This is a genomic window from Kineosporia rhizophila, from assembly GCF_021277265.1.
GTDB lineage: Bacteria > Actinomycetota > Actinomycetes > Actinomycetales > Kineosporiaceae > Kineosporia > Kineosporia rhizophila.
The window spans coordinates 189,746-204,486 of record NZ_JAJSOH010000009.1 but is presented as its reverse complement, the minus strand read 5'-3'; the positions used below and the strand labels follow the sequence as shown (position 1 = coordinate 204,486).

Sequence of the window (14,741 nt, the reverse complement as noted above, 5' to 3'; positions counted from 1 at the left end):
TACGGCCGAGAAGCCCCGGGATCGGGGAGCCGAGGCTTCGACGTCACCGGCGTGGCGGTGACCGGGCGGCTGCAATCCGTGATCGGATGTCACTCAATCTGCGCCGTCAGGCCGCCGAGACCCTCACGGTGCCCCCCTCAGGTGAACGCCGGCTGCTCGGCCTGCTAGTCGTACCGGCCCTCGTGCTCGACGTGGTCTGCGCCGTCGGCGTGGCCGCGGCCAACGAGGGCGGTGCGCGCACGGTCCTGCTCGCGCTGCTCGGCCTCTGTCTGCTCCTGACCCTGTTCACCCTGGCGATCGGGCCGAGCCTGCTGCGCAACGGCCTGGGGCACGACGAACAGACCCGTACCGCCGCGGCCACCCGCCACCACTCGTCCATGATGCCCGCGGTCCCGGTGCAGCGAGGCCCGCTGCCGATCGTGATCCAGCCACCGGCCGAACCGGACCGTCCGGCCCAACGGGAACCGCGGGAACACCGGCAGTACCCGGCCGAACTGGTGGTGGTGGCGGCGCGGCGCAACGAGGTGCTGGTGTCCCGTCAGCTGTCCTGCCTGGACCAGCTGTCGGCGGACGGCAACGGCTCGCTGGAGACTCAGTCGGGGCTGTGGCGGGTGGGGGAGCTGGCCACCCGGCTGCGCCGCAACGGCGAATCGCTGCTGGTGGTCGCCGGTGCCGAGACCGAACGCCGGGCGAGTGAGCCGATGCCGCTGTCCGAGGTGATCTCGGCCGCCACCGCCGAGATCGAGAACGGCTCCCGGGTGGTCACCACGAACTCGCTCGACCGAGCGGTGCGGGCCGAGCACGTGGTCCCGCTCGGGCACCTGCTGGCTGAACTGCTCGAGAACGCGGTCGGTTACGCCTTCCCGGCCGGCGGGGTCCGGGTCCAGGCGGATCCGGTGCGGGGGACGAACGCGGTGCGGGTGCGGATCGAGGACTCCGGTCCGGGCTTCTCCGACGCCGATCTGGAACGGGCCAACCAGCGCCTGCGCAACCCGGAAGCCGTGGTCACCGAGGAGATCGGCGCGCTCGACCTGGGGTTGTTCGTGGTCAGCCGGCTCGCCCGGCAGGTGCCGTGCACGGTGGAGATGTCCCGGGCCGAGTCGGGCGGGGTGTGCGTGAGCGTGGACCTGCCCGGGGGCACCTTCGTCACCGGAGCCGGGGCCCGGCCCGCCGAGAAGATCGAACTCAAGGACGGCGCTCAGCCCACCTTTGCGGAGGCGCCGGTGGCCGACTACACGCACTACGACGATCACACCGACCTTTCCGAGTACGCCGAGATGCAGGGTTACACCGACCTTCCGGTGCCCGAGCCCGAGGTCATGCCCGCCGCAGACGATTTCGGTTCCACCGGGCCCCGGCCCGAATACCCGGGAATGCCGGAACCACCGGCCGTTCTGGCCGATCCGGTGGCCGTGGCCGGGCCGCTCTCGCTCGACCAGCCGTTCGGGGCGAATGCTCCGCTGCTGCCGGAAGAGACGCAGCCCTTCGACGAGGCGACAACCCCGGGCGAGGCGCCAACCTTTGCCGAGACACCCGCTCTGGCAGCTATTTCGGCAACGGACGAGGACCCGGCGTTCAGCGAGCCGGAGGTCTCGTACGAGCAGCCGCAGACCTCGTCCGAGCTTCATGACCCCCTTGAACAGGAGTCTTTCGAGCCGACCGAGGTGTACGACGAACCCCTGACCGCTGAACCGAACCCGATTGCGGACGATCTCGGGTCGCCGGACGATGTTCACAACCTGGACGAGTCGCCCGCAGTCGACGAGACAGTGCCCCGCCGACATGGCCGGCGGGCCGCCGTCCCCCAGACGTTCTTCGCCCCCATCGAACCAGTGACGACGGAGCCCCCGGCCACCTTCACGGTGTCCGAGCCCGATTCGCCGGCCGACCCGCTGAGCCACCCGCCGCACGTGTCCCACCCCCACGAGGCCGAGCCTGCGGCCCAGCCCGAGCCGGTGGCCCCTCGGCGCTACCCCAGCCGGGCCGAGCTGCGCCGTCAGCGTCGTGCGCTCGAGGAGGGGGCCGAGGCCGCAATGCAGGCCGGCGCGCAGGCCGCCGCCCAGGCCGCGCAGGCCGCCGGACTGACCGTCCGGGGTCCGCTGCCGACTCAGCCCGGCCTGCCCCGGGCCACCGCCGAGCCCCTTCGCGCCGTGCCGATGCAGCCGATGCAGCCGGTACAGCCGGTGTCCCAGGACTCCGTGTCGCTGCTCGAAGAGGTGCTGAACCGGCAGGCTCGTGAGGCGGCCGCAGAGGCGGAGACAGCGGCGGAGGCGGCGGTCCCGGCCCAGGTCACCCCGCTCGACGACCCGAACTTCCAGGTCCCGGCCGACGACGACCTCACCCCGCCGGAACAGTTCGGCCCGCCGCCGGTCGCGGACTGGCCGGAGAGCCCGGAGGAGCAGCCCGCCGAGCCCACCGAGGCTCCCCCGATCCCGGCCCAGGCGGCCGCGGCCGAGGACGAGCCCGGCTTCGAAGAGGCGACCGCCCAGCCGACGGCCCTCACGTCGCCGGAGCCGCCCGGACCGCGCGAGCCGCTGGACGAGGAGCCGGCCCGCCCCGCCCCCCGGCACGCAGCCACCGGCCCGGTCCCGATGGTCAGCGCCAGCCGGTCGTCCCTGGCCGGCCAGGCCGTTGCTCCTGCGGAGGCCACCCGTCAGCGGGCCGCCCACGTCCGGGCGATGCTCGCCGGGCTGCGTTCGGGGTCGGAGAAGGGCCGGGAGTCCACGGGCGAGCCGGGGGTGCCGCAGCCGCGGCCGGGAGACAACCCCGAGCGCTGAACGTATGGTGAGGGCGTGGTCGACGCTGCCGATGACCGTCACTCGCCCCTGCCGCCGCTGATCCTGCGGATCCCGGTGCCGGTGGTGGCCCTGGTGATGCTCGCGGTCTGCGCCTGCTCGTTCGTGGCCATCTACCTCGACGTCCCGCCCACCGCGCGCGGCATCCTCGGCGTGATCGCCGCCGGGCTCTTCGCCGTCGCCCTGGGCTGCCTGCGGATGTACCTGGAGGCGGACGAGGAGGGCGTGGCCGTGCGCTACCTCCTGCGGGAGCGCTGGGCCACCTGGGAGCAGATCGAGCGGATCGAGATCGCCTCCGGCATCAAGGGTTCCGAGTCCGTCCGGGTGACCCTGAAAGACGGCTCGCTGATCAACGTGCCGCCGCCCCTGGTGCAGCCCACGGCCCCGACCAGCCGCCCTCGGGCGCTGGCCCGGCTGCGCGGCACGCTGCGCGAGATCGAGGCGAGACGGCCCGACGCCTTCCGGCGGTGAGCCGATCGCCGTAACATCTGGCCAGACGAGAGGTCCTGTCAGTGTCGACGCCTTTCGGAGGATGAGGTGCGCTGTGGCTACGATGGCGGACGTCGCGCGGCTGGCCGGTGTGTCGGTCAGCACCGTTTCGTACGCCCTTTCGGGTACCCGCCCGATCTCCGTCTCCACCCGCGAGCGCATCGAGCAGGCCATGCTCGACCTGGGCTACACCCCCAACGCGTTCGCCCGCGGGCTGAAGAGCAAACGCAGCCGCATCATCGCGTTCCTGCTCCCGGCCCACACCGGCAACCTGCGCCTCAGCACCCTCGAATACGTCCTGGGCGCCTCGGATCACGCCCAGGAGCGCGGTTATCACCTGATGCTCTGGACCACCGGCATCGAGGCCGTCGACGACCTGGCCAACTTCGCCGGCCAGGGACTGGTCGACGGGGTGCTGGTGATGGACGTGCGGGCCCAGGACCCGCGGATCCCGGTGCTCGCCGACGCGGGGGTGCCGTTCACGACGATCGGTCACCACGCCGGCCCGGACGGCTCCGACGGTTCGGACGGCCCTGACCGGATCACAACGGATTTCGACTCCTCGGCCCAGCTGGCCGTCGGGCACCTGGCCGAACTGGGGCACCACATCCTGGGATTCGTCGACCATCCGCCCGGCGACGAGGTGCCGGAACTGGGCCGGGCGCTCGCTGCGGCGGCCCGGCGGGCGGGGGTGGAACTGGTCTCGGTGCGCGCCGGGCGGTCGGAGGCCGAAGGCCGGGCCGCATTCGAGGAACTCGTCGGTACCGAGGCCCGGGTCTCTGCCGTCATTGTTTCCGGTGAGCACGCCGTGCCCGGCCTGATGCGGGCCGCCGCGGATTTCGGGAGGCGAATTCCCGATGATCTGTCCATGATGTGCATCGACATGGCGCCCCCGGTCGCAGAACTGACAACGCCACCGATGAGCACGGTCGGACCGTTCGCCGCGCAGATCGGTCAGGCGGCCGTGGACTTGTTGCTGCGGCGTCTGGACGGTGAGAAGGGGCCTGCCCGGCAATTGCTCTTCAGGGGGGAACTGAATCTTCGGGGCTCATGTGCACCAGCCCCGGTCGCCGATCAACTCATGGGTAATTCCGAGGCCCGATCCGGGTCTCGACAACGTCGGTACCTGCGGTGATCACCACAAGTTATCTGAACTCTCATCAATAACAGGTCGATCGCAGTAGGTTTACCGCCGTTGACAGCCGGTCAGGGAAGACCTAGCTTCCCTGAAATAGTCGAAACGAATCGACGAGTCCGGTCCCAACGGAAAGGACACAGGTCATGCGAGGCAAAGGCGCCGCGGCCCTAGCAGGTCTTTTAGGCACGGTTCTGGTGTTGACCACCGCATGTGGGGGCGGTGACGACGACGGGGGAAGCGGTTCTGATTCTGCCGCCCGGGAGGCCCGGGGCCCTTTCACATTCGTCACCGGTAAGGACAACAGCGGCACCATGCCGTACATCGAGGAGGAGTGGAACAAGCTCCACCCCGACGAGAAGGTCACCATCAAGCAGCAGTCGGACTCGGCCGACCAGCAGCTCGCCGATCTTCAGCAGCACTTCCAGTCGAAAGACGCGAACTACGACGTCGTCACGGTCGACGTGGTGTGGACGGCCGAGTTCGCGGCCAAGGGCTGGCTCGTCCCCCTGAAGGACGACTTCGCACTCGACCAGGCCGCACTGCTCCCGGCCACGGTCGAGGCGGCCACCTACAACGGCACCCAGTACGCAGCGCCCTACGCCTCCGACGGTGGTCTGCTCTACTACCGCAAGGATCTGGTCGAAAAGGCGCCCACCACCTGGGAAGAGCTGATCTCCTCCTGCGAGGGCAAGACCACCAGCGGCACGATCAAGGGCGACAAGCCCGCGTGCTACGCCGGTCAGCTGGCCAAGTACGAGGGCCTGACGGTGAACGCGGCCGAGGCGATCAACGCCACCGGCGGCACCGTGGTCAGCGAGGACGGCAAGAGCGCGACGGTGAACTCGCCCGAGGCCACCACCGGTCTCGACTTCCTGGTCAACGGCTTCAAGGAGGGCTACATCCCGAAGGAGGCCCTGGGTTTCAAGGAGACCGAGAGCCTGAACGCCTTCTCCGCCGGCCAGCTGATGTACCTGCGTAACTGGCCCTACGCGGCGGCCATCCTGAGCGGTGACAGCTCGAAGGTGGCCGACAAGTACGGCATCGCACCGCTTCCCGGCCCGGACGGCCACGGCGCCTCCAGCCTGGGCGGGCACAGCGTGGCGATCAGCACCTACTCCGACACCCAGGCCAGCGCCCTCGACTTCATCAAGTTCATGCAGTCCGAAGAGGTTCAGCGCAACGACCTCACGGTCGGCACGCTGGCGCCGGTGCTGGCCGAGCTGTACACCGACCCGGAGCTGGTGAAGGAGTTCACCTACCTCCCGGACCTGCTCAAGAGCATCGAGTCGGCGGTCCCGCGCCCGGTGACGCCGTTCTACCCCGCGGTCACCCAGGCCATCCAGACCAACGCCTACGCGGCGTTGCAGGGTGAGACGTCCACCGCCGATGCGCTGAAGAACATGGCTGAAGCGATCGACTCGGCGGCCGCCGGCGGCTGAGTGCGTGTTCGGGAGGATCGTCGCGTGGTCTCCGGCGGAGACCGGCGGGTTCCCACGCTCCGGGGCTCGTGACGCCCACCGAAAGCGGTGATCCCCAGTGGACCGGGCGACCTCGACCAGGTCGCCCGGTCTGCCCGCACCAGCCCTAGGACACCAGTAGCTCAGGAGCAGCCATGAGCATCACCTCCGAGCCGATCGCGGAAAATGCGGCCGACACAAGCGGAAAACGGCGTCGCGGCGGGCGGAACCGGGGCCTTCGCTCCGGCGACAGCAAGCTCGCCCTGATTCTTCTCGCCCCCACCATGATCATGCTGGCGCTGATCGTCGGGTACCCGATCCTCAGCGCCATCTGGTCCTCGTTCCAGACCGACCAGGGACTCAACGCCACCACCGGCCTGTTCGACGAAGGTGGCGCCTGGAACGGTATCGACCACTACAAGCACTGGCTCCTGCAGCAGTGCCCGACCGCGGCCGGCGGCACCACCTCCTGTCCCGAGGGCACCACCGGGGCGCAGTTCTGGAGTTCGGTCGGTATCACCCTCGGATTCACTGTGGTGACGGTGATTCTCGAGGTCATCATCGGCATGTGCTTCGCGCTGATGATGCACCGCGCCTTCCGGGGCCGTTCGCTGGTCCGGGTGGCCGTGCTGATCCCGTGGGCGATCCCCACGGCCGTCATCGCCAAGCTGTGGGTGGTCATCTTCGACCCCCAGGGCGTGCTGAACAACGTGCTGGGAACCAATTTCGCCTGGACCTCCGAGGTCGGCGCGGCGCGGATGGCCATCGTCATCGCCGACGTCTGGAAGACCACGCCGTTCATCGCCCTGCTGATCCTGGCCGGGCTGCAGGGCATCAGCAACGAGATCTACGAGTCGGCCAAGGTCGACGGAGCCAGTGCCTGGCAACGGTTCTGGCGGATCACCCTGCCGCTGGTGAAGCCGGCGCTGGCGGTGGCCGTCATCTTCCGGGCGCTCGACGTGCTGCGGATGTACGACCTGCCGTACATCCTCACCGGCGGGGCCAACGGTACCCAGACCATCTCGATCCTGGTGGTGCAGGAGCTGAGGAGCGGGATCAACTCGGCCTCGGCCCTGTCCACGATCACCTTCATCCTGATCTTCGCGATAGCCCTGCTCCTGGTCCGCCTCTTCAACGCCAACATCGTGGAGAGGGGAACGCGATGACCACGACCTCTGTCGGTGCCCCGGTCGGCCAGGCGGCGGACCGGCCGGTCACCGCCTACAAGCCGGGGTTCAACTGGAACCAGCTGGGCACGGCCGCGGCGATCACGCTGATCGTGTTCTGGTGCCTGGCGCCGTTCTACTGGATGCTCGTGCTGTCGGTGCGGGACAACCAGAACACCTTCGACAACACCCCGTGGTTCACCGACTTCACCCTGGAGAACTTCCGGTACGCGTTCGACACCGGGATCAACACCTTCGGGCGGTCGCTGGTCAACAGCCTGATCATCGGTTTCGCGGTGACCGCGCTGGCGATGATCGTCGGGGTGTTCGCCGGGTACGCGTTGTCCCGTCTGGTCTTCCGGGGCAAGTCGATCGTGCTGGCCTGCATCCTGGGTGCCTCGATGTTCCCCGGCGTGGCCATCCTGACGCCGCTGTTCCAGCTGTTCAGCGACTGGGGCTGGCTCGGCACCTACCAGGCGCTGATCCTGCCGCAGGTCTCGTTCTCGGTGCCTCTGGCGGTGTACACCCTCACCAGCTTCTTCGCGGACATGCCGTGGGAACTGGAGGAGGCCGCCCGGGTCGACGGCTGCACCCCGCTGCAGGCGTTCCGTAAGGTCATCATCCCGCTGGCCGCCCCGGCCATGTTCACCACCGCGATCCTGGTGTTCCTGGCCTCCTGGAACGAGTTCCTGCTCTCCAGCGTGCTCTCGAACGGGGTGAAGAGCGTCGAGCCGTCCACCGTGGCGATCGCCAACTTCACCGCCGGGCCGCACATCGTTCCCTACACCCAGACGATGGCCGCCGGCGTGGTGGTCACCGTGCCGCTGGTGATCGTGGTGCTGCTCTTCCAGCGCCGCATCGTCAGCGGTCTCACCGCCGGCGGTGTGAAGGGCTGAACTCGCACGCTGGGCCGGGTGAGCAGCGCCCGGCCCAGCGTGCGAGGGTGAGGCAAGGACAGCGCCGAAAGGATCAATGCCGTGGCTCAGACCCCGCACCCGGAAGCCGACTGGTGGCGTCAGGCCGTCGTCTATCAGATCTACCCGCGCAGCTTCGCCGACAGTGACGGCGACGGCATCGGCAACATCGCCGGGGTGACCGCGAAGGTGCCCTACCTGAAGGCGCTCGGCGTGGACGCGGTGTGGCTGAGCCCGTTCTACCCCTCGGCCCTGGCCGACGGCGGCTACGACGTGGACGACTACCGCGACGTGGACCCGAAACTGGGCACCCTGGCCGATTTCGACGAGATGAGCGCGAAGCTGCACGAGGCCGGGATCCGGCTGATCGTCGACATCGTGCCCAACCACTCCTCCGACCGGCACGTCTGGTTCCAGGAGGCGCTGGCCGCCGACCCGGGCTCCCCGGCGCGCGACCGCTACATCTTCCGCAACGGCCTCGGGCCGAACGGCGACCAGCCGCCGTCGGACTGGGTCTCGCACTTCGGCGGCAGCGCCTGGACGCGGGTGCCGGACGGGCAGTGGTACCTGCACCTGTTCGCCCCCGAGCAGCCCGACTTCGACTGGAGCAATCCCGAGGTCCGCGACGACTTCCGCAAGACCCTGCGCTTCTGGTCCGACCGCGGGGTGGACGGCTTCCGCGTGGACGTGGCCCACGGCCTGGCCAAGGACCTGGCCGAGCCGCTGCGCAGCATGCCGGTGATCCCGGAGCTGGACATCCAGGTGGACGGCACCAACCCGCTGTTCGACCGGGACGACGTGCACACCATCTTCGAGGAGTGGCGCGAGGTCTTCAACGAGTACAGCCCGCCGCGCGCGGCGGTGGCCGAGGCCTGGGTGCCCACCACCCGCCGTGCCCTCTACGCCCGCCCCACCGAGCTCGGGCAGGCGTTCAACTTCGACCTGCTGCGTGAGGACTGGGACGCCGAGGGCTTCCGCAAGAGCATCACCGAGAACCTGGCCGAGTCGGCGGCCAGCGGTGCGTCCTCCACCTGGGTGCTGTCCAACCACGACGTCATCCGCCACCCCAGCCGCTACGCCCTGCCCACCGGCCTCGGCCGTGAGGGGCTGGACGAATGGCTGCTGTCCGACGGACTCGACCCACTGCCCGACCACGCGGCCGGACTCAGGCGCGCAACCGCGTCCACACTTCTGCTTCTGGCTCTTCCCGGCTCGATGTACCTCTACCAGGGTGAGGAACTGGGCCTGCGCGAGGTGCCGGACATCCCCCGCGACCAGCTCGCCGACCCGATCTGGCTGCGCACCGGCCACCAACTGAAAGGCCGCGACGGCTGCCGGGTCCCCCTGCCCTGGACCGTTGCCCGCGACGCGGCCGGCGGTAGCTCGTTCGGTTTCGGCAGCGGTGGGGCGCATCTGCCCCAGCCCGACTGGTTCGGTCAGTTCTCGGTCGAGGCCGAGGAGGTCGACCCCGACTCCGTGCTGGCGCTCTATCGCACGGCGCTGCGTCTGCGCCGGGAACTGCAAACCACCGAAACGCTCGAATTTGAGACGTCCGTGCCCACCGACGTCCTCAGTTTCCGGCGACCGGGTGGCTGGCTGGTGATCACCAACTTCGGCACCACCCCCGTTCCTCTGCCTTCCGGCGAGGTTCTGGTGGCCAGCGGACCGCTGGCCGACGGCCAGTTGCCCGGGGAGACCACGGCCTGGATCCGGGAGTGAGATGAAGGCCCCCCTTGGGGGGCCTGCAAGACGGGCTTAGGGTTCACCCTATGGAAAGCACCGAGATCACCGTTCGCTCCGGGGACCGTCTGGTCACCGACCTCACCGGGGAACTGGCGCGATTCTGCGCCGGCCGGGGCGACGGCCTGGTCAACGTGTTCGTCCCGCACGCCACCGCCGGGGTGGCCCTGATGGAGACCGGGTCGGGCAGCGAGCCCGACCTGGCCGGAGCGATCGACCGGTTGCTGCCGGCCGAGGACATCTACCGGCACCGGCACGGCAGCCTCGGTCACGGCCGCGACCACGTCCTGCCCGCGTTCGTCAGCCCGTCGGTGAGCATCCCCGTCCTGGCCGGGGAGCCGACCCTGGGCACCTGGCAGAGCGTTGTCCTGGTGGACAGCAACGGGGACAACCCGAACCGGAGGGTGCGGCTGTCCTTCCTGGAGGGATAAGCACTCCGAAGGGTTGTCCCGCGGGTACCCGGCCGTGAACAATCTGTTTCTCGACCATATCGCCAAGGAATGTCTCTCAGAGGGGTGACCTGCAGCAATGCCGATCTACGATGACGCGACCCAGCTCGTCGGGCGTACTCCGCTCGTCCGGATCAACCGACTCACCGAGGGCGCCGGCGCCACCGTCGCGGCCAAGCTCGAGTTCTACAACCCGGCCAACAGCGTCAAGGACCGGATCGGGGTGGCGATGATCGACGCCGCCGAGGCCTCCGGCCAGCTCAAGCCGGGCGGCACGATCGTCGAGGCGACCAGCGGCAACACCGGCATCGCGCTGGCGTTCGTGGGTGCCGCCCGCGGCTACAAGGTCATCCTCACCATGCCCGAGACGATGAGCAAGGAGCGCCGGGCGCTGCTGCGCGCCTACGGCGCCGAGCTGGTGCTCACGCCGGGCAGCGAGGGCATGAAGGGTGCCGTGGCCAAGGCCGAGCAGATCGGCCAGGAGCAGGGCGCCGTGCAGGTCAAGCAGTTCGCCAACGAGGCCAACCCGGAGATCCACCGCAAGACCACGGCCGAGGAGATCTGGGCCGACACCGACGGCCAGGTCGCCGCGGTGGTGGCCGGCATCGGCACCGGTGGCACCATCACCGGCGTGGGCCAGGTGCTCAAGGAGAAGAACCCGGACATCAAGATCTTCGCGGTGGAGCCGAAGGCCTCGCCGATCCTCAACGGCGGCGCCCCCGGCCCGCACCCGATCCAGGGCATCGGCGCCAACTTCGTGCCGGAGATCCTCGACACCAAGGTCTACGACGAGGTGCTCGACGCCGAGGTCGACGACGCCGTGGAGTGGGCCCGCCGGGCCGCCAAGGAAGAGGGCCTGCTGGTCGGCATCTCCTCCGGGGCCGCACTGTGGGCGGCCAACGAGGTCGCCCGCCGCCCCGAGTTCGCGGGCAAGATCGTGGTCGTGATCATCCCGTCGTTCGGTGAGCGCTACCTGTCCACGATCCTCTTCAAGGACCTCCTGGACTGATCACGTTGGCCATCATCCTCAAGTCGATGCTGTCGGTACTCCGGGAAGACCTGCAGGCGGCGAAGCTGCGCGACCCCGCGGCCGGGAGCAACACCGAGCTGATCCTGGGCTACCCCGGGCTGCAGGCGATCTGGAGCCACCGCATCACCCACCGGATGTGGCTGCGTGGATGGCGCGTCCCGGCGCGACTGATCTCGCTGTGGACGCGGGTGGTCACCGGGGTGGAGATCCACCCCGGGGCCACCATCGGGCGGCGCTTCTTCATCGACCACGCCACCGGTGTGGTGATCGGGGAGACCGCCGAGATCGGCAACGACGTGATGCTCTACCAGGACGTCACGCTGGGTGGGCGCAGCCTGAACACCGGCAAGCGGCACCCCACCCTGCTCGACGGGGTGGTGGTCGGGGCCGGCGCGCGCGTGCTGGGGCCGATCACCCTGGGCCGGGACGTGCAGGTCGGGGCCAACGCCGTGGTGGTGCGCGACGTGCCCGACGGTGCCGTGGTGGTCGGCGTGCCGGGTGTGATCCGGCACCCGCAGGTCGACGTGAACAACCAGTGGGCGGAAGACCCGGCGATCTACATCTGAGTCCCCCGAACAACCCATCCGATGATCCGGATGATCTAACGGGTCAAGCCGTTCAGGCGGTCGGCCGATACAGAGCTCACTCCGGTGCGCTATGTATCGGCCTCGCTTATTGTAGCGATACGATTACTCAGCGCATTGGTTCGTCGGCCCGCGCCCTCTCTCCGGTCTGCGGGCTCTCAGGGGACGTGTGACGGAGACAAACTGTCATGAGCCAGATGTTCGCGAACGACGCCCACCTGGTCACACCGGGGAAGGGGGTCCGCCCGATCCGCTGCGTCGGCTGCGCGCGCGACACCCTGCCCCGGCACGACGACGGGGCCCCGCTGTGCCCCCGCTGCTCCGACGTCCTGGCCTCGGCCGCTCTCGGGCGGCCGCTGCTGACCGAGGGCAGACCCTCGCGCTGGTTCTGGTGGCGCTACGAGGACTGATCCACCGAGTCTGTCCGGGTGAATCCACCTCAGCCGGGCCCCCTGACGGTCGAAGATAGTCCGCGAGGCATTCTGAGCCGAGGCGGAGGGGGGATCGGTGCCGGTAAAGCTGCGACTGACCCAGTACGTGCACCGGCTACGGGCCGTTCTCCCGGCCGGAACGGGACTCAGTCACGCCGACTGGCAGAACCGGCACCGGCTGCTGACCTGGCTCACCATCGTCTGCGGCCTGGCCCTGGCGCCGGTGGCCGCCCTGCGCGACCGGCTCGACGTCGAATGGGGCGTCGCCTCCCTGCTCATCGCCGCGATGATCGCCGGCGCGGTGGAACTGCGCTCGCAGCGCCTGGCCGCGTCCGCCGTGGCCGTCGGGCTCACCGTCGTCTGCGCCGAACTGGTCATGCTGTTCGACGGCCGCACCGAGGCGCACTTCTCGTTCTTCGTCGCGGTCGGCGCCCTGGCCCTCTACCGCGACTGGGTGCCGTTCCTGACCTTCCTGGTCGCCACCACGCTGCACCACGCCCTGTTCGGGTCGTGGATGCCGCACATGACCTTCCAGCACGACTCCGGCATCGGGCACCCCTGGTTCTGGGCTGCCATCCACGGCGTCGCGGTGCTGCTCGCGGCCGCCACCCAGGTCACCGCCTGGCGGCTCACCGAGGCCGAGGAACGCCGGGCCCTGGAAGACCTGAGCCAGGCCGAGGCCCAGTTCACCGCGGCCTTCGAGGAGGCCCCGATCGCGATGACCATGCTCGCGGCCGACGGCACCGTGCTGCGGGTCAACCCGGCCTTCAAGAGCTGGACCGGGATGGCCGGCCCGCTGCCCCCGCGCGCCCAGCTCAGCGACCTGCCGATCCAGATCGAGGGAGCCCGCGACACCCGGCTGCACCGGCGGATCCTGCAGGGTGAGGCCGACGTGCTGCGTGAGGAGCGCACCTTCCACAACGTGGACGGCCGCGTGCACCAGGTGGAGATGCACGCCAGTGCCCTGCGCGACAGCGCCGGCCGGCTGCAGGTGATCGTCTCGCACTACCTGGACGTGACCGAGAAGCACCAGCACCAGGAGGCGCTGCGCAAGCAGGCCCGGGAGGACGCCCTCACCGGGCTGCTGGGCCGCCGCGCCTTCGAGGCCGACCTGAACATGCTGGTCTCGGAGTACGCCGGCGAGGTGTCGGTGATCTACATCGACGTGGACCGCTTCAAGAGCGTGAACGACAGCTACGGCCACAGCGCCGGAGACGAGGTCTTAAGGACGATCGGGGCCCGGTTACGCGCGGTCGTCCCGGACACTGCGGTGCTGGCCCGGCTGGGCGGTGACGAGTTCGCCGTGGCCCTGGTCGGCCCGACCACTGCGGTGGAGAACCTGGCGATCAGCGTGGCCGGCTGCTTCGAGGCGCCCTTCCCGCTGCCCACCGGCCGGAAGCTGACGGTGACCGCCAGCGTCGGGCTCAGCCTGGCCGGAGCGACCGGGCCGGAGGCCACCCTGGAGAACGCCGACCTGGCCATGTACGCGGCCAAGCAGGGCGGCCGGGCCCGGGTGCAGCTGTTCGACGACAGCATGCGCGAGGCCACCCAGCAGCGGGTCTGGGCCGAGCGCACCCTGCGCGCGGCCCTGGAGGGCGACCTGAAGTCCTCCCTGCCGGTCTGGTTCCAGCCGATCTACTCGCTGCAGACCCGCACGGTGGTCGGCGCCGAGGCCCTGGTCCGGCTGCGCACCCCCGAGGGCGAACTGATCCCCCCGGGCCTCTTCATCCCCCTGGCCGAGGAGACCGGGCTGGTGGTCCCGCTCGGCGAACACGTGCTCCGCACGGCCCTGGAGCAGCTGGACGCATGGGGCGAGGCGATGCCCTACGTCTCGGTCAACGTCAGCCCCAAGCAACTGGCCGAGCCCGGCTTCGTGCCCATGCTCACCGACGAACTCACCCGCTCCGGCCTGCAGGACCCCTCCCGCCTGGTCCTGGAGATCACCGAGACCTCGATGCTGGAACGCGGCATCGACCTGAGCGAGCGCCTGGCCGCGATCAAGGCCCTGGGCGTACGGCTGGCCCTGGACGACTTCGGCACCGGCTACTCGTCCCTGACCTGGCTGCAGAGCGTGCCCGCCGACATCGTCAAGCTCGACCGCAGCTTCGTCGTGGGCCTGTCCCACGACCAGGACAAGACCGCGATCATCACCGCGGTGCTCTGGCTGGCCCGGGCGATGAGCATGACGGTGATCGCCGAGGGCGTGGAGGAGCTGGAAGACGCCGAGGCCCTGGACAAGGCCGGCTGCCCCGCAGCCCAGGGCTGGTACTTCTCCCGCCCGGTCGAACCCCCGGCGATGACCGCCCTCCTGACCCCCCGCCAGGTACGCGCGGTGAGTTGAGCCCCTTCATAGGGGAAGGCGCCGATCGTTGTGCCAGACTGGTGTGCGCATCCTTGGGGCTGACGGGCCCTGGGGCTGTGGAGGAGAGCTGGCCGAGTGGCCGATGGCGGTGGTCTTGAAAACCACTGAGGTGTCAAAGCCTCCGGGGGTTCGAATCCCTCGCTCTCCGCCGGTAGCACCACGAAAACGGCCCCTGACCAGGTTGTA

General features: G+C 69.6%; 12 protein-coding genes and 1 tRNA gene. All 13 read left to right on the top strand.

Annotation, left to right across the window (positions count from 1 at the left end):
• Positions 1–86: 86 nt before the first annotated feature.
• The 13 genes from LWF15_RS15990 (at position 87) to LWF15_RS15930 (ending at position 14,703) form a co-directional block, all read left to right on the top strand.
• Positions 87–2,777: a sensor histidine kinase gene (locus tag LWF15_RS15990; protein ID WP_232811609.1), complete on the top strand. Its 2,691-nt coding sequence runs from the start codon at positions 87–89 to the stop codon at positions 2,775–2,777.
• Between the two features lie 15 nt (positions 2,778–2,792).
• Complete coding sequence (locus LWF15_RS37580; RefSeq protein ID WP_232811608.1) at positions 2,793–3,266, top strand: PH domain-containing protein; 474 nt, start codon at positions 2,793–2,795, stop codon at positions 3,264–3,266.
• A gap of 82 nt (positions 3,267–3,348) precedes the next feature.
• On the top strand, positions 3,349–4,419 hold the full coding sequence (locus LWF15_RS15980; RefSeq protein WP_232811650.1) for a LacI family DNA-binding transcriptional regulator: 1,071 nt from the start codon (positions 3,349–3,351) through the stop codon (positions 4,417–4,419).
• 146 nt (positions 4,420–4,565) lie between these two features.
• Positions 4,566–5,861 (top strand): ABC transporter substrate-binding protein, encoded by a 1,296-nt coding sequence (locus tag LWF15_RS15975; protein ID WP_269810237.1) that lies wholly within the window; start codon positions 4,566–4,568, stop codon positions 5,859–5,861.
• A gap of 173 nt (positions 5,862–6,034) precedes the next feature.
• Positions 6,035–7,045 (top strand): carbohydrate ABC transporter permease, encoded by a 1,011-nt coding sequence (locus LWF15_RS15970; RefSeq protein ID WP_232811606.1) that lies wholly within the window; start codon positions 6,035–6,037, stop codon positions 7,043–7,045.
• On the top strand, positions 7,042–7,941 hold the full coding sequence (locus LWF15_RS15965) for a carbohydrate ABC transporter permease (protein WP_232811605.1): 900 nt from the start codon (positions 7,042–7,044) through the stop codon (positions 7,939–7,941). Before LWF15_RS15970 ends, LWF15_RS15965 begins: the two co-directional genes overlap by 4 nt.
• A gap of 81 nt (positions 7,942–8,022) precedes the next feature.
• Positions 8,023–9,678: a glycoside hydrolase family 13 protein gene (locus LWF15_RS37575; protein WP_232811604.1), complete on the top strand. Its 1,656-nt coding sequence runs from the start codon at positions 8,023–8,025 to the stop codon at positions 9,676–9,678.
• Positions 9,679–9,728: 50 nt separating this feature from the next.
• Complete coding sequence (locus tag LWF15_RS15955) at positions 9,729–10,130, top strand: YjbQ family protein (RefSeq protein WP_232811603.1); 402 nt, start codon at positions 9,729–9,731, stop codon at positions 10,128–10,130.
• 97 nt (positions 10,131–10,227) lie between these two features.
• The gene (cysK, locus tag LWF15_RS15950; RefSeq protein ID WP_232811602.1) at positions 10,228–11,157 is read left to right on the top strand and encodes a cysteine synthase A; all 930 of its coding nucleotides are present in this window, start codon (positions 10,228–10,230) and stop codon (positions 11,155–11,157) included.
• A 26-nt stretch (positions 11,158–11,183) separates the two neighbouring features.
• Positions 11,184–11,744, top strand: a complete 561-nt coding sequence (gene cysE / locus LWF15_RS15945) for a serine O-acetyltransferase (protein ID WP_232811601.1) — start codon at positions 11,184–11,186, stop codon at positions 11,742–11,744.
• A 206-nt stretch (positions 11,745–11,950) separates the two neighbouring features.
• Positions 11,951–12,172, top strand: coding sequence for a hypothetical protein (locus tag LWF15_RS15940; RefSeq protein ID WP_232811600.1), 222 nt, complete (start codon positions 11,951–11,953; stop codon positions 12,170–12,172).
• A gap of 97 nt (positions 12,173–12,269) precedes the next feature.
• The gene (locus LWF15_RS15935; RefSeq protein WP_232811599.1) at positions 12,270–14,534 is read left to right on the top strand and encodes a putative bifunctional diguanylate cyclase/phosphodiesterase; all 2,265 of its coding nucleotides are present in this window, start codon (positions 12,270–12,272) and stop codon (positions 14,532–14,534) included.
• A gap of 82 nt (positions 14,535–14,616) precedes the next feature.
• Positions 14,617–14,703: transfer RNA gene (locus LWF15_RS15930), tRNA-Ser, on the top strand.
• Positions 14,704–14,741 lie beyond the last annotated feature (38 nt).